The sequence below is a fragment of the Microbulbifer agarilyticus genome (assembly GCF_001999945.1).
Taxonomy (GTDB): domain Bacteria; phylum Pseudomonadota; class Gammaproteobacteria; order Pseudomonadales; family Cellvibrionaceae; genus Microbulbifer; species Microbulbifer agarilyticus_A.
The window spans coordinates 3253955-3270613 of sequence record NZ_CP019650.1; the positions used below are offsets into that span (position 1 = coordinate 3253955).

At 56.5% G+C, this 16659-nt stretch carries 13 protein-coding genes; 6 read left to right on the forward strand and 7 right to left on the reverse strand.

Annotated features, from left to right (window positions below; translation table 11 throughout):
• Positions 1-58 precede the first annotated feature (58 nt).
• From dapA to Mag101_RS13640, 3 genes are all read right to left on the reverse strand, one after another.
• Positions 59-934, reverse strand: a complete 876-nt coding sequence (gene dapA / locus Mag101_RS13630) for a 4-hydroxy-tetrahydrodipicolinate synthase (protein WP_077406098.1) — start codon at positions 932-934, stop codon at positions 59-61.
• Positions 935-1071: 137 nt separating this feature from the next.
• Complete coding sequence (gene lpxL / locus Mag101_RS13635; RefSeq protein ID WP_077406101.1) at positions 1072-2028, reverse strand: LpxL/LpxP family Kdo(2)-lipid IV(A) lauroyl/palmitoleoyl acyltransferase; 957 nt, start codon at positions 2026-2028, stop codon at positions 1072-1074.
• A gap of 223 nt (positions 2029-2251) precedes the next feature.
• Positions 2252-2485: a DUF2789 domain-containing protein gene (locus tag Mag101_RS13640; protein WP_077406104.1), complete on the reverse strand. Its 234-nt coding sequence runs from the start codon at positions 2483-2485 to the stop codon at positions 2252-2254.
• Positions 2486-2763: 278 nt separating this feature from the next.
• Here Mag101_RS13640 and Mag101_RS13645 point away from each other — a divergent pair, with 278 nt between their 5' ends.
• On the forward strand, positions 2764-5400 hold the full coding sequence (locus tag Mag101_RS13645; RefSeq protein WP_077406107.1) for a TonB-dependent receptor plug domain-containing protein: 2637 nt from the start codon (positions 2764-2766) through the stop codon (positions 5398-5400).
• Between the two features lie 92 nt (positions 5401-5492).
• Here the strand turns inward: Mag101_RS13645 and Mag101_RS13650 are convergent, their stop codons facing one another.
• Together Mag101_RS13650 and fabV are read right to left on the reverse strand one after the other, a co-directional pair.
• The gene (locus Mag101_RS13650) at positions 5493-6536 is read right to left on the reverse strand and encodes an NADP(H)-dependent aldo-keto reductase (RefSeq protein ID WP_077406110.1); all 1044 of its coding nucleotides are present in this window, start codon (positions 6534-6536) and stop codon (positions 5493-5495) included.
• A 90-nt stretch (positions 6537-6626) separates the two neighbouring features.
• On the reverse strand, positions 6627-7805 hold the full coding sequence (gene fabV, locus Mag101_RS13655) for an enoyl-ACP reductase FabV (RefSeq protein WP_077406113.1): 1179 nt from the start codon (positions 7803-7805) through the stop codon (positions 6627-6629).
• A 438-nt stretch (positions 7806-8243) separates the two neighbouring features.
• Here fabV and Mag101_RS13660 point away from each other — a divergent pair, with 438 nt between their 5' ends.
• Positions 8244-8657, forward strand: coding sequence for an acyl-CoA thioesterase (locus tag Mag101_RS13660; RefSeq protein ID WP_077406116.1), 414 nt, complete (start codon positions 8244-8246; stop codon positions 8655-8657).
• 122 nt (positions 8658-8779) lie between these two features.
• Here the strand turns inward: Mag101_RS13660 and Mag101_RS13665 are convergent, their stop codons facing one another.
• Both Mag101_RS13665 and Mag101_RS13670 read right to left on the reverse strand, forming a co-directional pair.
• Positions 8780-9637: a universal stress protein gene (locus Mag101_RS13665; protein WP_077406119.1), complete on the reverse strand. Its 858-nt coding sequence runs from the start codon at positions 9635-9637 to the stop codon at positions 8780-8782.
• Positions 9638-9870: 233 nt separating this feature from the next.
• Complete coding sequence (locus Mag101_RS13670; RefSeq protein WP_077406122.1) at positions 9871-11379, reverse strand: SulP family inorganic anion transporter; 1509 nt, start codon at positions 11377-11379, stop codon at positions 9871-9873.
• 478 nt (positions 11380-11857) lie between these two features.
• On the opposite strand from Mag101_RS13670, the gene Mag101_RS13675 reads away from it, so the two are divergent.
• The 4 genes from Mag101_RS13675 to Mag101_RS13690 all read left to right on the forward strand — a co-directional run bounded on the left by Mag101_RS13675 (position 11858) and on the right by Mag101_RS13690 (position 16497).
• Positions 11858-13138 (forward strand): efflux RND transporter periplasmic adaptor subunit, encoded by a 1281-nt coding sequence (locus tag Mag101_RS13675; protein ID WP_077406125.1) that lies wholly within the window; start codon positions 11858-11860, stop codon positions 13136-13138.
• A 70-nt stretch (positions 13139-13208) separates the two neighbouring features.
• Positions 13209-13910 (forward strand): ABC transporter ATP-binding protein, encoded by a 702-nt coding sequence (locus Mag101_RS13680; protein ID WP_077406128.1) that lies wholly within the window; start codon positions 13209-13211, stop codon positions 13908-13910.
• Between the two features lie 26 nt (positions 13911-13936).
• A complete protein-coding gene (locus Mag101_RS13685) occupies positions 13937-15268 on the forward strand; it encodes an ABC transporter permease (protein ID WP_077406131.1) in 1332 nt (443 codons plus the stop codon).
• Positions 15269-15288: 20 nt separating this feature from the next.
• On the forward strand, positions 15289-16497 hold the full coding sequence (locus Mag101_RS13690) for an ABC transporter permease (RefSeq protein WP_077406134.1): 1209 nt from the start codon (positions 15289-15291) through the stop codon (positions 16495-16497).
• The last annotated feature ends 162 nt before the right edge of the window (positions 16498-16659 follow it).

Below are 16659 nucleotides of genomic sequence, written 5' to 3' on the forward strand. Positions count from 1 at the left end.
TTACGCTGGCCTTGCGTAAATCCGATGCCTCGGGTCTCAGCCAACCGTTTTGTCGCTGTCAGAGTACGCCCGCACTGCGCAGTGCATCGCGCACCACTCCGTGATGCTCGGCGGACAGCTCGGTCAAAGGCAGACGGATTCCGCTATCGATACGGCCCATTTCTTTCAAAGCCCATTTAACCGGTATCGGGTTGGACTCCACAAACAGCGTTTTGTGCAATTGTTCGATACGTTGATTGATTGCGCGGGCGGTTTCGGCGTCTCCAGCCAGGGCAGCTTCGCACATTTGCGCAACAGCAGCAGGGGCGACGTTGGCGGTGACACTGATATTGCCGTGGCCACCCATCAAGATCAGTTCCGCAGCGGTGGCATCGTCACCAGAGTAGACAGCAAAGTCTTCCGGCACCAGATCAATCACCGCGCGAGCCCGCTCCAGGTCGCCTGTCGCTTCTTTGATACCCACAATATTGGCCACCGAGCTCAGACGCGCGACGGTTTCCGGCAGCATGTCCACCGCGGTGCGTCCGGGCACATTGTAGAGAATCTGGGGAATATTGACGGCCTTCGCCACTGCCTTAAAGTGCAGGTACAGGCCTTCCTGAGTGGGCTTATTGTAGTAAGGGGTCACCAGCAGACAGGCATCGGCACCACATTTTGCCGCAGTGGCCGTCAGCTCGATGGCTTCGGTGGTGGAGTTGGCGCCCGTACCGGCGATAACCGGAATACGCCCCGCAACCTGATCCACAACCCGGCGAATAACTTCCAGGTGCTCGTGTACATCGAGAGTTGCAGACTCGCCTGTGGTTCCTACGGCCACCAGGGCGCGGGTGCCCTGCTCTACGTGCCACTCCACCAAGTCATGCAGTTTGTCCCAATCCAGGCTGCCGTCTGCATACATAGGTGTGGCAAGTGCCACCATACTGCCGGAAATCATTGCAACTCCTTCTCTAACCGGCCGCCAGCCGGTTAATACCACCAAAAATAGAATGCGGTATGTTACTTAGCGTGCAGGTTCGATACCAGCGCAAAAAAGTCATCCCGCGTAACAGAGGCCGACACCGACCAAACTGGTTATTTTTTGCGCTTTTTGCGGCGTTTTTTACGCGGCGGGTAGAAGCTTTCCTCCCCTTCCGGACGCGTCTTGAAGCGACGGTGCACCCACATGTACTGCGAGGGGTTTTCGCGCATGCGGGCCTCCACGAACTGATTCACCTGCACCGCGTCCTGGTATTCATCGCCGGAAGGGATCTCGTCAATCGCCGGGAAGACCTTGACCTGATAGATGCCTTTATCCTCCAGACGGGTCACCGTATAGGGTACGACCTTGGCGCGGCCAACCCGGGCAAACCGGGAGGTACCGGTTACCGTTGCCGCCGGGACGCCGAAAAGCGGCGCAAACACGCCCTGCTTGATGCCGTAGTCCTGGTCCGGTGCATACCAGACCGCGCGACCACGCTGCAGCGCCCGCAGCATGCCACGCACATCCTTGCGCTGCAGCACATTGGATTCTTCGCTGTGGCGCTCGCGGCCTTTACGCTGCATATAGTCGTATACCGGGTTCTTGTGCGGGCGGTACATGCCATCCACCGAATGGCTCATGCTCATAAAAGCCGCACCCATCTCCAGAGTGGTGAAATGCATGGCCATCAATACCACGCCCTGCCCCTGACTCTGAGGCTCCTGCAGGTGCTCCAGGCCCTCAATGGTGAAGCGGCGACGCAGCCAGCGCGGGGAGCGGAACCAGGCCATGCCCGCCTCCATCAGCGCAATACCGTTGGAGGCAAAGTTGCGCTGCAGCAGCTGCACGCGCTCGACTGGGGAGAGCTCGGGAAAACACAGGGCCAGATTGCGCTCGGCAATCTGGCGGCGGTCATCGGCAAAGCGCAGCATCAGGCCACCAAGGGTGCGCCCCATGGCGATTTGCCAGCGATAGGGCAGCTGGGCGACCAGGTACCAGATTCCAAAGAGGGTCCAGGTGAACCAGTAACGCGGGTGCAGCAGGGCGGCGCGAAAATGGGGTTTTTCCATAAAACGGGTAATTGCGATCAGGGAATGGAGTCCCGGCCACCGCAGCGGCAGGAGGAATGCGGCGCATTATAGCTCCGCACCCCGCCAGCGGATATACCCGTTGAACGAACCCTTATGTTGAGTCACAAAGTCAAGTTCGCGGCAACCAAACCCGCCCCAAACACGCAATGCGCCCTAGGCCGAGCCGGCAGAAAGGATAAGGGAAGGCAAAGTGCCAGACCGCTTAATGGCGCAGCATCACATCAAGCTCGTCGACCACCTCGCACCAGTCACTGTCCTCATCCAGCGCGTCACTCAAGAATTTGCGCTGGCTATCACTCCAGAAGGTTGCCAGGGTGAGCTTTTCCTCTCCCGCTAGATGGTGACTGTTAAGGAAGTCCTCAATCGCGTCATTGTCGGACCCCAGTCCCAGTTGGGCAAAGAGATCGTTCAGGGTGTGGTGCCCTCTTGTATCCATCGTCTTCTCCTGCTGATTTGAGTGGCCTGTTCTGAGTATAGGCGCGGGCACACGGCACCCAATCTGTCCTCAACCGTCAGCCAGTAAAGAGCGGCACCAAAAACTAAAAAAACAGAAATTAACGCCAAAACATTTCGAATTAAGCGCCACTACAGAGATGGCCATCACACTTCTGTCATCACCAGATTCGAGCCAGTCCACTAGTTGTTACAGTGCCGGCGCGGCACCCAAAAAAATAAACGCATCGATAGAACCAAAAAACAACGAGGAAAATTTCAATGAAAAAGGGATTTTTGAAAAAAACACCTATCGCGCTTGCTATTACTGCAACACTGGCCTCCGCCCAGATTTTCGCACAGAGCGCGCAGAGTGACACCCAGGAGGGGGAAATGGAGCTGGTAGAAGTGACCGGCTCGCACATCAAGCGCGCGGCAATGGACGGCCCCTCACCAGTGGCCAGCCTGACTGCGGAAGATATCGCCAATACCGGAGTCACCGACCTGATCGGCCTGTTTGCCCGGCTGCCCATTTCTGGCCAGGGCACCTTCTCCACTCAGGCCAATAGCAGCGACGACACCGCCAATGGGGGCTCCTCGGTTTCCCTGCGCGGACTGGGGGCGGACTCGACTCTGATTCTGGTGAATGGCCGCCGCGTGTCTGTGAGCCCGTTCGCCAAGAATATCGATACCGCCTTCGTGGACATCAATAATATTCCCCTCGCCGCAATCAAGCGGGTGGACATCCTTAAAGACGGCGCCTCCGCCACTTACGGCTCCGATGCCATCGCAGGGGTCATCAACGTGATTCTGCGCGACGATTTCGACGGTCTCGAAATCTCCGGCAAAATTGGCGGTACCAGCGCCGGTGGCGGCGAGGAAAGCAATATCAGCATGGTATGGGGCAATACCACCGACAACAGCAGCCATACCTTTATCGTCGATTACTTTAATCGCGAAGAGCTGCTCTACGCGGATCGCCGCTATTCCAGAACGGCCAACCAGGCAGCGGCGCGCCCGAACGATCCCTTCGCCACCGATTTCCGCAGTTCCTCGGGTATTCCGGGAACCATTGCCCTCGCATCGGACCCCACCAACCGCCTACCGGATACCTTCGGCAATGACGTTTGTGCAGCCGAGGACATAGACACCGCCAACAACCTATGCCGCTATGACTACGCGCCACACATGACCATGGTGCCCTCCACCGAACGACTCAGCTACAACTATCTGGGCACATACACCCTGTCGGACAATCTGGAAGCCTTTGTGGAACTGAGCGGGCAGAACGCCAAGACCACAGTAAAAGGCGCCGGCAGCCCCAGCTTCAACGAACTGTTTATGGCGGGCGACAATCCCAACCACCCTTTCGCCGGCGACCCCACGCACCCCTTCTTCGGCCAGGATTTGACCATGCGCCGGCGTACCGTGGATATCGGCAATCGCCAGAAAGAAGTGGACTCGGATTACTTCCGCAGCGTACTGGGCCTGGAAGGCGAGCTGGGCGGCTGGAACTGGGAAGCCGCCTACAGCTACATCAAGAGCGACGCGGTTGAGCGCGGCGTGGACGGTTTCCCCAATTCGCGTCGAATCCAGGAGGCGATCGACAGCGGGCTTTGGAACCCCTTTGAGCCCTCCACTAATACCGCCGAGGCACTGGCCTACATCGAGACCACGACTACCCGTGTAGGCAAGTCCACCACCCGCTCTTACGATGCACAAATTTCTGGACCGGTGTTGGCCATGCCCAGTGGCGACATGATGCTGGCGCTGGGGGTTGAGCACCGCAGAGACAGCATCAGCGACAACCCGGATGACCAGTTCGTGCGTGGCGATATTTTTGGCACCGAGGCCACCCAGGCAAACGGCAGCCGCGATAACACTGCGCTATTTGCAGAGCTGGCAGCACCGCTTGGCGACAACTTTGAAATGCAGCTCGCGGTGCGCCACGAAGACTACAGCGATTTCGGCACCACCACAGACCCGAAGTTATCCTTCCTGTGGTCCCCCCTCGACAGCCTTAGCCTGCGCGGCTCCTGGGGCACAGCCTTCCGCGCGCCGTCCCTTTCCCAACTTGGTTTGGGCCGCACAGATGAATCGCCAAACCTTGTCGACACCATCCGCTGCGACGCAGTGGGCAACGTCAACAAGGCCTGTGAGCCCCAGGAATACACCGCGGTGTTCGAAGGCAACCCGGATCTGGGCCCGGAAGAATCCGAGAGCTATAACCTCGGCGTCATCGTAAACCTGAGCGATAGCTTTACCGCCTCGCTGGATTACTACCACTACGAAATCGAAAATATCATCGATTCGGATACCCAGTTTGTATTCAGCAACTTTGGTGATGATCCGAATGTCGTTGTTCGACTCCCATCGTCGGATCCCAACGACCCGGGCGAGGTGGTAACCATCAACGACTCCTTCCAGAACCTTGGCGACCTCAACACCTCCGGCCTGGACCTGGACCTGCGTTATAACCTGGACAGCAACCTCGGCAGTTTCACCCTGTCCTACGTAATGAACTACGTACTGGACTACGAGGACCTGCGCCCGGACGTAGACGGAGGCCTGCGCGTCAACCTCACAGAAGGGGATTATGAGCAGCCAGAATGGCGCTGGACCGGAGCAGTAGACTGGAGCCGCGGCGACCTGGGTGCACGGCTCGCGGTGAACTATATCGACAGCTTTGCGCAAGACGCGTCGGTGCAGCAGCCGGGCATGAGCGACATCGATTCCATGACCACTGTAGACACCACGGTAAATTACTTCGGTTTTGAAAAAATCACGGTAACCCTCGGTGTCACCAACCTGTTCGACGAGGAACCACCATTCGACTACTCCGACTTTATGGGCTTTACCCCAACAGTCCACAGTGGTCAGGGGCGTTTTGCCTACCTCTCTTCAACCTACCAGTTTTAACCGCTAATCACGGATTGCAGGTAAGCTAAACCCAAAGAGGGCTGCCAGAAATGGCAGCCCTCTTTTTATCACCCGCATCAAAAAATTAAATTCTATGGCGCTGGGTTTGGGTTCCCGTTGTGCACTTCATTAATTGCCGCTAGCAACTCGTCGCCCAACACCAGCTCCGCACTGGCAATATTGCTTTGCAACTGGGCGAGGGTAGTTACGCCGATAATATTGCTGGTAACAAATGGCTGCTGAGTAACAAACGCGAGAGCCATTTGCGCTGGGTCCAGACCAAATTCCCGCGCCAGTGCTACATAGGCCTCGGTGGCCGCGACCGCGCGCTCGCCGGTATAGCGCTGGAAGCGTTCGAACAAGGTAAGGCGCGCACCTTCGGGATGGGCGCCATTCAGGTATTTGCCGCTCAAGGTGCCGAAGCCGAGGGGGGAATAGGCGAGTAACCCACACTGCTCGCGGATGGCCATTTCCGCCAAGCCCACTTCAAAGGTGCGATTCAACAAACTGTATGGGTTCTGGATCGAGGCCACCCGGGGTTTGTTACCGTGGGCAGCGAGGCGCAGATACCGGTGCATGCCCCAGGGCGTTTCATTGGACAGGCCGATGTGGCGCACCTTGCCCGCGGCAACCAGCTCCTGCAGAGCGGACAACGTCTCCGAGATCGCCACCCCGTCATCATCGCCGTGCTGATACCCGAGCTTGCCGAAGAAGTTGGCCTGCCGCTCTGGCCAGTGCACCTGATACAGATCGATGTAATCCGTCTTCAGCCGCGCCAGCGAATCATCACACGCCTTGAGTATTTGGGTGCGGTCCAGACGTGGACCGCCGCGCACATGACCGACACCCGAGTTCGCCGCCCCGCGCCCAGTCACCTTGGTCGCCAGCACTACCTGGTCCCGATTGCCGCGCTGCTGTAGCCAGTTGCCGATAAATTCTTCGGTGCGGCCACAGGTTTCCGGGCGCGGTGGTACCGGGTACATTTCCGCACAGTCGATAAAGTTCACGCCGTGTTCTGTCGCGTAATCCAGCTGTGCAAATGCATCGTCCTGGGAGTTCTGCTCACCAAACGTCATGGTTCCGAGACAGATCTTGCTCACCTCGAGGTCGGTTTTTCCGAGCTTGCGAGTTTCCATGCAATTTCTCCTGCGCAATCAAAAGTACGCGAGTATAAAACGAAAACGCCGGGCAATTGCCCGGCGCTTTTTCAATGCGGTTGAACGTGCTTACTTGAAGTCCGCTTCCACCACCGGGCTGGTTTCGGCTGCGTAATCAACACCGTTTACACCAAACCCAAACAGCTTCAGGAAATCATCGCTATAGCCCTTGTAATCGGTCAGCTGGAACAGGTTTTCCTCGGTCACTTCCGGCCACAGTTTCTCGATTTTCGCCTGAGTTTCCGCACGCAGTTCTTTGTCATCCATGCGGAAACGATTCACGTTATCGAGACGTGGCGTATCGGTATACAGGCCCTCGGTGTAGAGGCGGTACAACTGCTCGATACAACCTTCGTGGGTACCCTCTTCCTTCATCACCTTGTAGACCAGCGAGATATATAGCGGCATAACCGGAATTGCGGAGCTGGACTGAGTAACCAGAGCCTTCAGCACGGCAACATTCGCACTGGCGTTACCACTGTCACTGATGGCCTTGGCGGCGCGATCGAGATCTTCCTTCGCCTTGCCAATGGTGGCGTGACCGTAGATCGGCCAGGTGAGTTTCTCGCCGATATAGGTGTAGGCAACGGTTTTGCAATCGTCCGTCAGAACACCGGCTTCACCCAGGGCTTGCATCCACAGTTCCCAGTCTTCACCGCCCATCACCTTAACGGTCGCGGCAATTTCTTCTTCGTTCGCCGGATCAACACTGATATCGGAAATTTCCAACTTGTCGGTGTTGAGGTTCTTAGCGGTGTAGGACTCGCCAATCGGCTTCAGTACAGAACTGTACAGCTCGCCGGTTTTCGGATCCGTGCGGCGCGGTGACGCAAGGCTGTATATAACCAGGTCAATCTTGCCCAGGTCCTGCTTGATCATGTCGATCGCCTGCGCCTTTATCTCGTCGGAGAAGGCATCGCCATTAATGCTCTTTGCGTACAAGCCGGCCTTGTGCGCTTCATCTTCAAACGCGGCAGAATTGTAGTAGCCGGCAGAGCCTGTACGCTTTTCGGTAGGTGGTTTCTCGAAGAACACCCCCAGGGTGTTGGCGCCACAACCAAAGGCTGAGGTAATGCGCGAAGCGAGACCGTAGCCAGTGGATGCACCAACCACGAGGACGTTTTTCGGGCCGCCTTCGACAGCGGGCTGGGACTTGATGTATTCGATCTGCTCGCGCACGTTGGCGGCACAGCCCTGCGGGTGGGCGTTGGTACAGATGAATCCGCGAACTTTCGGCTGGATAATCATGCCGGGCTCTCCGTTGGGTAATTCTTCGAACGTCTGTTCTTGCGTAGCTAGCCGACCGGTCGGCCATAAAGCGGGACATTCTAAAGCGTGTCGCCGGCAACGCCCATAGTGCGAAGTCACGGATCGGGAATTTCATGGCCAATATTTCGGGTATCGCGGCCAATTTAGCCAATATCGATCCGCGGCGTTCGCCCCACCCGAGTGCGGACTGCACAACTTTTGAACACAAATGACCGATTTAGACGCCCGAGTATCGCCTCATTTCACCCAAATATTTCCGCAAATCCTAGGCCCCGGTCCATTCCGAGCCACCACCGAATAAACAGAACCTTTGGCACAGTTAATGCAGATCCCCGGATGGAGCAGCCGAGTGAGGCCGCAATGGGGCGCTGCTCACTTCCCGCCCCGACCAAGTGGTAACCAAAGAGGTAACAGCACATGAAGTACTACTCACGTCATTTCGTAAAACCCGGCGACCTGAACCCCGCACAACGTCTGTTTGGCGGCCAGGCACTGGCGTGGATAGATGAGGAAGCGGCGATTTTCGCCGGGTGCCAGATGGGCACCGCCAATATTGTGACCAAGCTGATGTCGGAAATAGACTTCGTCAGCTCGGCGGTCTGTGGGGATATTGTGGAATTCGGCTTCGAGGTGACCGGCATCGGGCGCACTTCCCTGACCGTGCACTGTGAGATGCGCAACAAGCAGACCCGCGAGCTGATCGTGCGTGTCGACCGAATCGTGTTTGTGGCACTGGATGCGGACGGCAAACCGACCCCGCACAAGAAAGCTCGCCTGAGCATGCCGAACCCGGCGAGTGCTGCCGCCGCGACTACCAGGCTCGCCGGCTAACTTTTCCTGCATAAACAAAAAAAGCCTGTGGGGCTAACCCACAGGCTTTTTATTTTCTGCGACACAGCGAACTGGCGCAGCGGTATTCTTCGCGAAGTTACAGGCTTAACGAAGCAGCAACTCTAACGAAGCAACAGTAAAGGCTGATTAGTACCGAGCAACATTTTCGCGGTCACACTGCCCAACAACAGATCGCGCAGCTTGCTGTGGCTGAACGCACCCATCACCGTCAGGTCAATATCGTATTCCTGTTGATACGCAATCAGCGCATCAACCGTCTTGCCCTGCAAGTTTGCACTGGTCACGCGAATACCGGCGTGCCCCAGAGTCTCGGCACCCTGCGCCAACACCGACTCGGCGCCATCACCGACATATACCAGGTGACAGTCGACACCCTTAAACACCGGACTGGTAGCGACCATATCCAGCGCCTTGCGCGCCGACTCACTGCCGTCATACGCCAGCATGATTGAGCGGGGCTCTGAAAATTCCCGGTTCACCACAAGAATCGGCTTGTGCAGCGCACGCACCACCGTTTCCAGTTGCGCCCCCAGGCCTTTATCCGACTCGCCGTGCTCCTCACCGCGAATGCCCAGCACCAGTACCCGAATGTGGTCTTCCAACTCCACCAGAGATTCAACCAAAGACCCGTGACGCTGACAGGTCACCACCTGCTCGGCACCTGCCTGCTCCGCGCGCGTACGCGCACCGTCCAGCATTTGCCGGCCCTGCTCCAGTAACAGCTTCGAGCGCTGCTGCTCCAGAGCAGTCAGCTCTTCCAGCAGTTCTTCCTGGCTGCCCAGGCCAATACTGCCGGACAGGTCGGCAACCGCCGGGGTGGTTACCCGTTCGATGTTGTGCAGGAGTTTGACCGGCGCCTTGGCGCGGCTAGATATCCAGGCGGAGTAATCGCAGACGGCGCCACTGTAGCGAGAGCCATCAATGCAGGAAAGTACGATGGGGTCTTTGTGTTCGGTCATTTATTATTTTCCCTCTATCACTTACCACTATACGTGTTCGTGTAGGTGCCGGCTTACAAAGTGTTTCGCCGCGTATGAAGCCGAAATACTGGATGGAAGTTTTTGAAACCGTCGGCGACATGGACGTCGCCGACGGAGCATACAGGGATGTACTTGTGCGCTTTCAAAAACTTCCATTCAGTGTTTCGGCGCTACGGGGGTAATACAGAGCTCCCGAACGAAGCTCGCAGGCCTTAGTGCCCGCCCAGCACCTTCTCAATCTCTTCCGGCTTGTCGTGCACACCAAAGCGGTCAACGATAGTAGAACTCGCCTCGTTCAGGCCGATCAGCTCCACCTCAGCACCCTCACGGCGGAACTTCACCACCGACTTATCCAGAGAGTACACCGCCGACACATCCCAGAAGTGCGCACGGCTCAGATCAATCACTACTTTATCCAGCGCCTCTTTAAAATCAAACGCCGCAACAAACTTATCCGAGGAATTGAAGAACACCTGCCCCACTACCTTGTAGGTACGGCAATTCTTCTCTTCATCCAGTTCCGAGCTCACATACATAAAGTGGCTCACCTTGTTAGCGAAGAACAGCGATGCCAGCAGTACACCCACAAACACGCCGAACGCCAGATTATGAGTAAACACTACCACAATCACCGTGGACAGCATCACCAGATTGGTGGACAGCGGCAATTTGTTCAGATTGCGGATGGAGCCCCAGTCGAAGGTACCGATGGACACCATGATCATCACCGCCACCAGCGCCGCCATCGGGATCACCGCCACCCAGTCGCTCAGGAACACCACCAAAGTCAGCAGGCCAACACCGGCCACCAGGGTAGACAGACGGCCACGGCCACCGGATTTCACGTTGATCACAGACTGACCGATCATCGCACAGCCCGCCATACCGCCCAGCATGCCGGCACCGATATTGGCGATACCCTGGCCCTTACACTCGCGGTTCTTGTCACTATTGGTGTCCGTCAGATCATCAACGATGGTCGCCGTCATCAGGGATTCCAACAGGCCCACCACCGCCAGGCCGGCGGAGTACGGGAAGATGATCTTCAGAGTTTCAAAATTCAGCGGTACATCCGGCCACAGGAAAATTGGCAGGGTATCCGGCAACTCACCCATATCGCCCACGGTACGGATGTCCATTCCCATAGTCACCGCCACCGCAGTCAGCACCAGGATACACACCAGCGGCGATGGCAGGATCTTGCCCACCACCGGCACATAGGGGAACAGGTAGATAATACCGAGGCCCGCCGCCGTCATGGCATACACATGCCAGGTCACATCGGTGAGTTCCGGCAACTGCGCCATAAAGATCAGAATGGCCAGGGCGTTCACAAACCCCGTGACCACCGCCCTCGACACAAAGCTCATCAAGCTTCCCAGCTTGAGATAGCCGGCAATGATCTGCAGCACCCCCGTCAATAACGTAGCCGCAAGCAGGTACTGCAACCCGTGCTCTTTCACCAGCGTCACCATCAGCAGGGCCATGGCGCCGGTGGCGGCAGAAATCATGCCCGGGCGGCCGCCCACAAATGCGATGACCACGGCAATACAGAAGGACGCGTAGAGACCAACACGCGGGTCAACCCCAGCAATGATGGAAAAGGCAATGGCTTCCGGGATGAGGGCCAGCGCGACCACGAGGCCGGCGAGCACGTCACGGCGGATGTTGCCAAACCAGTCATTTCTGGTGGACGACAACAGGGTATTGGAGAACTGCATAATCAGAAGAGCCTGTCTGGGGAGTCTTGTTCGATGCCCTACGTCCTGCCGCCAGGAGCTTTTGTCAGCCGCCTTAGCCAGAAACGTCTTAGCTAGAAAATAGGGGCGCGGATTCTAGCATCTTGGGGTTGCTGGCTAAAGAACACTCAAATGTTTTTACGGCTTCCAACAGCCCGTCGACAGCCTTCCGGCGGACATCTGCGCTCTATCACAGCGGATGTCACCTAAATCTACGCCTGTCCGGTGCTACGGACACAGCCTGTCCGGACACATTTTCCGGACACCCCGGCAAACACTCCTCAACCGACAAAAATTTATTTTTGTATATATATCAATAAGTTAACCACGAATAAGACTTTGGCACGGCAATTGCGATAAGGGCAACGCATCCAAAAAATTTACCGTGCATCCGCGGCGCCAAAACCCCGCGTCACAGTGGCAGAACAAAACAAACCGATTCAAAGCACTTGGGAACAACATGATCAGAGATACCTCAGGGCAGGACGTCCAGCTCGCACCACAAAGTCCGTGGAAGAACCCACGCCTGCTCAAGCAAGTCGGTCTTGGCATTGTGGCATCCGCATTCGTGGTATGGGGACTGATGAGCTGGCAGAGCACCACCGCGGTGGATGCACGCCTGTCCCTGTCGCGAATCAATATCGCCGCGGTAGAGCGCGGTGATCTGGTCCGCGACCTGGTGGTTCAGGGCAAAGTGGTTGCCGCCAATAGCCCTACTCTGTTCAGCCCGGCCCAGGGCATCGTCAAGTTCGCGGTCAAGGCCGGCGACACCGTCAGCGCCGGGCAATTGCTTGCACAGGTAGACAGCCCACAGCTGCAAAACCAGCTCGCTCAGGAAAGTGCGCTGTACAGCAAGCTCAGCGTGGAACTGGCGCGACAGAAAATTCAGGCAAAGCGCCAGCGTCTCGAAAACACACAGAAGGCAGATCTCGCCAAGGTGGACCTCGCCGCAGCTCGCCGCGAACTGAAGCGCGCGAAGATCTCCCTGGAAAAACAGATCATCCCCCAGCTGGATTTCGAAAAGGCCAGCGACGATATGGCGCGCGCAGAGCTGGAACACGCGCAGGCGGTACAGAATGCGGCGCTGGAAAATGAGGCCCTGTCGTTTGAAACCCAGACCCTCGAGTTGCAGGTATCCCAACAAAAGCTGCAAATGGAAGAGTTGCAGCGCAAGGTCAATGAGCTGCATATCGTATCCCCGGTAGACGGCACCATCGGCAGTCTCGCCACCACCCAGCGCGCAGCCGTCGCCGCCAATACGCCACTACTCACCGTAGTAGATCTCACCAGCTTCGAGCTGGAAGCGGCAGTACCGGAAAACTACGCCGATGACCTGGGCCTAACCATGGCCGTGGAGGTCACTATGGGATTCGAAAAATTGCCAGGCGAGATCACTGCCATCGCTCCCGAAGTGATTAACAACCAGGTTATCGCCCGCGTACGTTTCACCGATGGACAGCCCGCGAACCTGCGCCAGAACCTGCGCCTTACCGCCCGCGTCCTTCTAGAAAGCCGCGAAAACGTCATGCTGGTTAAGCGCGGTGGCTTCCTGGATCAAACCGGCGGTCGCTTCGCCTGGAAACTGAATGACCAGCAGCAGGCTGTAAAGGTACCGATCACCATCGGCGCATGGGGACTCAACCAGGTTGAAATTGTTTCCGGCCTGGAGGTGGGCGACCAGATCATTACCTCCGCCGCAGACGAGCTGGACAAAGCGCAGCTGGTTGCGCTGAAAGATTAATGCCGAAACACAATAACAAACTCAGAACAGACTTAAAGAACTCGCAACTTCGAAGACAAGGAAATTTACCATGCTAAAAATGCAAAACATTCGTAAAAGTTATCGCACCGACACCATCGAGACCCACGCTTTGCGTGACTTCAGTCTGGAAGTGAACGAGGGAGAGTTCGTTTCCGTTACCGGACCCAGTGGCTCCGGCAAAACGACATTCCTGAATATCGCCGGCCTGCTGGAAACACCGACCGGTGGACAGTACCTGCTGGATGGCCAGGAAGTTGGCAACCTTTCCGATAGCGAGCGCTCACGTCTACGCAACGAAAAAATCGGCTTTATCTTTCAGGGCTTCAACCTGATTCCCGATCTGAACCTGTTCGACAACATCGACGTACCGCTGCGCTACCGTGGGTTCAATGCCAAAGAGCGTCGTCGCCGCATTGAAAAATCCCTGGAACAAGTCGGTCTTTCCGCCCGCGCCAAGCATCTGCCCGCACAGCTCTCCGGTGGACAGCAACAGCGTGTAGCAATCGCCCGTGCCCTCGCCGGTGAACCGCGCTTCCTACTTGCGGATGAACCAACCGGCAATCTGGACTCACTGATGGCACGCCAGGTAATGGAACTGCTGGAGTTCATTAACGAATGGGGTACCACCATTGTCATGGTGACCCATGACCCGGACCTGGCGCGCCGTGCTCAACGCAATATCCAAATCGTCGACGGCCAGGTATCCGACCTGCGCCAGACCATCGCGCAGCCTGAAGTCGCCATCGCCTAAGCTGAATCCGAGAAAAGGAAACCGAAATGATCGGCTATTACATCAGCCTCGCCATGCGTAGTTTGCGAGGCACTCCTATTCTAAGTGCGCTTATGATCGCTGCAATTGCGGTGGGCGTCGGCGCATCCATGACCGTACTCACGGTCAACTACATGACGTCAAAGAATCCGCTCGAGCACAAGGACAATGTTCTCTACTCGGTACAGCTTGATAGCTGGGATCCAAACGAGGCCTACAACCGAGGCGGACGGGGCAATCAAATGCCCTGGCAGCTGACCTATCAAGATGCAGTGGCCCTGCTGCGTTCAGATATTCCCGCGCGCCAGGTTGCCATGCACAGATTTGGTTTCACCGTCACCACTGAAGATACCCAGGTGCGCCCTTTTGTGGCTAACGCCCGGGTAACCACACGGGATTTCTTCGGCCTGTTCGACGTACCTTTCCAGTACGGCGGTACCTGGGAGAAGAGCGCGGACGAAACCCCCACGCTCAGTGTGGTTCTGTCCAGCGCAACCAACACGAAAATTTTTGGTGAGAAAAACAGCGTCGGCGAAATAATTCAACTGAATGGCGAACCCTTTACCGTCATCGGTGTACTAGAAGAGTGGAATCCATCGCCGAAGGTGCACGATCTCAACAACGGCGCATTCAATGACTCGGAAGAGATCTACATCCCATTTGGCCTGCATCGCAAATTTGAAATCCATAGCTGGGGCAATAATAACGGCTGGAACAGTGGTGGAAACGACGGCGTCACCGGCTATGAGGCGCACCTGCAGAGCGAATCTGTGTGGATCCAGTACTGGGTAGAACTGGAAAGTGCCGCGCAAAAGCGTGATTACGAAGAGTTCATTTCCAACTATATCCGCCAGCAGAAAGAGCAAGGACGTTTCCAGCGCCCATTGAAATTCGCCCTCAGCCAACCTTCCGAATGGCTGGTACTGAATGAAGTACTGGACCAGGACAGTCGAGTATTGGCCTGGTGCGCCCTGGCGTTCTTGCTGGTGTGTGTCGTCAATGCAGTAGCGTTGCTTCTTGCAAAATTCCTGCGCAAGGCACCAGAAGCCGGTGTACGTCGAGCGCTTGGTGCTGGGCGCGGTTCGATATTTACACAGCACTTGATTGAAAGCAGCTGCATTGGACTGTTGGGTGGGCTGGCCGGCATCGTACTTACCCTCGTGGGTTTAGCTGGAGTTCGCTTACTCACTGACGACGGCTTTGATCGGGTCGCACAAATGGACTGGGCCATGGTGTTTTCCGCAATCGCACTGGCGGTTTTCGCGAGCCTGCTGGCCGGCCTGTACCCCGCGTGGCGCATCAGCCGTACCAACCCCTCTGTTTACCTGAAAACGCAATAAGCCAGAAAAAGGAAACTATCGTGTTTGAAATCAAACCCATGCTATCCGCCCTCTGGCGAAACAAGATATCCGCGTTGCTTATCGCAGTGCAGATCGCACTCACACTCGCGATTGTGAGTAACTCGGTAACGATTATCCAAGAGCGGCAGCACATGATCGATCGCCCCACCGGGATCGATGTGGAAAACCTGATCGGTATTACTTTTATGCCGGTACCGACAGATTACGACATGGCCGGCGCCGTGGTCGCCGACCTTGATCTGCTGCGCTCAATGCCTGGGGTAATCGATGCCAGCGTTACCAATCAATTGCCGCTTTCCGGTTCCGGTTCTGCCAGCGGTTACTTTCTCGAACCAAATCAGGAGATCGGTGACTTCACCGCGAACTACTACCACACAGACCCGCACTTCATTAACACGCTGGGCATGAAGCTGGTTGCGGGACGTAACTTCCGCGAAGATGAAATGAAAATTGTCGGCGCGCACGATATCCACAATGCCGATGTTGCAATCGTTACGCAGGAATTTGCAGAGCGCGCCTTCCCTGAGGAGAGCGCGCTGGGCAAGTATCTCTACTCCGGTCGCGATGACCACCCGACCAAGATTATCGGCATCGTAGAGCGCCATCTCGGTGCCTGGCCAAGCTGGAACCTGGCCGGTAACGTGGTATTTAACCCGGCATTGATCACCGGCAATCACAAACGCTATCTGGTACGAACAGAACCGGGGCAGCGGGACGCCATATTCAAGCAGCTGGAAGACAAGCTGGCGGAGCGCGACCCACAGCGTGTAATCCATGTCGAAACCACGGAAGAAAACAAAAGACAGAGCTATTCCGGCGACAACCTGATGATCAAAATGCTGTCCGTGGTTGTAGGCCTGCTCACTTTTATCGTGGCACTGGGTATTGTGGGGCTTACCACCTTCTGGATTAACCAGCGCACCAAGCAAATCGGTATTCGCCGTGCTCTGGGCGCCAGCCGCAGCAATATCAGCCGTTACTTCCTGGTGGAAAACAGTATTATCGCGGTTACTGGCCTCACTCTGGGCGGCACTGCTGCACTAATTATCAATGAGGCTATCGCAAATAATTTCTCGCAACCACCGCTGTCGCTTTCTCTGCTCATCGGCTGTGCGATAGTATTGCTGGTAGTCAGCCTTACCGCGGCGCTGATGCCAGCGCTACGCGCTGCGAATATTTCGCCGGCAACGGCAACACGGAGTGTGTAAAAGCTCGGCTATCCGATACAGAGGTCCTGCGCACACTAAGAGTGGTTCGCGGGACCGTCTAAAACATGGATGTTTTAGACCAGTCCCCATGGATGGGTTAAGGTGGGCGTCTAGCTCGTGTTTCACAAGCAGCCCGCGGTTACTGGGCCGCCACCGAACAGG

What these genes read in the sequence shown, in the direction of transcription:
- lpxL (WP_077406101.1), bottom strand. Translation starts at nt 2,028, where the DNA reads ATGGAAAAACCCCATTTTCGCGCCGCCCTGCTGCACCCGCGTTACTGG.
- Mag101_RS13650 (WP_077406110.1), bottom strand. Translation starts at nt 6,536, where the DNA reads ATGGAAACTCGCAAGCTCGGAAAAACCGACCTCGAGGTGAGCAAGATC.
- Mag101_RS13680 (WP_077406128.1), top strand. Translation starts at nt 13,209, where the DNA reads ATGCTAAAAATGCAAAACATTCGTAAAAGTTATCGCACCGACACCATC.
- Mag101_RS13675 (WP_077406125.1), top strand. Translation starts at nt 11,858, where the DNA reads ATGATCAGAGATACCTCAGGGCAGGACGTCCAGCTCGCACCACAAAGT.
- Mag101_RS13645 (WP_077406107.1), top strand. Translation starts at nt 2,764, where the DNA reads ATGAAAAAGGGATTTTTGAAAAAAACACCTATCGCGCTTGCTATTACT.
- fabV (WP_077406113.1), bottom strand. Translation starts at nt 7,805, where the DNA reads ATGATTATCCAGCCGAAAGTTCGCGGATTCATCTGTACCAACGCCCAC.
- Mag101_RS13685 (WP_077406131.1), top strand. Translation starts at nt 13,937, where the DNA reads ATGATCGGCTATTACATCAGCCTCGCCATGCGTAGTTTGCGAGGCACT.
- Mag101_RS13665 (WP_077406119.1), bottom strand. Translation starts at nt 9,637, where the DNA reads ATGACCGAACACAAAGACCCCATCGTACTTTCCTGCATTGATGGCTCT.
- Mag101_RS13670 (WP_077406122.1), bottom strand. Translation starts at nt 11,379, where the DNA reads ATGCAGTTCTCCAATACCCTGTTGTCGTCCACCAGAAATGACTGGTTT.
- Mag101_RS13660 (WP_077406116.1), top strand. Translation starts at nt 8,244, where the DNA reads ATGAAGTACTACTCACGTCATTTCGTAAAACCCGGCGACCTGAACCCC.
- Mag101_RS13640 (WP_077406104.1), bottom strand. Translation starts at nt 2,485, where the DNA reads ATGGATACAAGAGGGCACCACACCCTGAACGATCTCTTTGCCCAACTG.
- dapA (WP_077406098.1), bottom strand. Translation starts at nt 934, where the DNA reads ATGATTTCCGGCAGTATGGTGGCACTTGCCACACCTATGTATGCAGAC.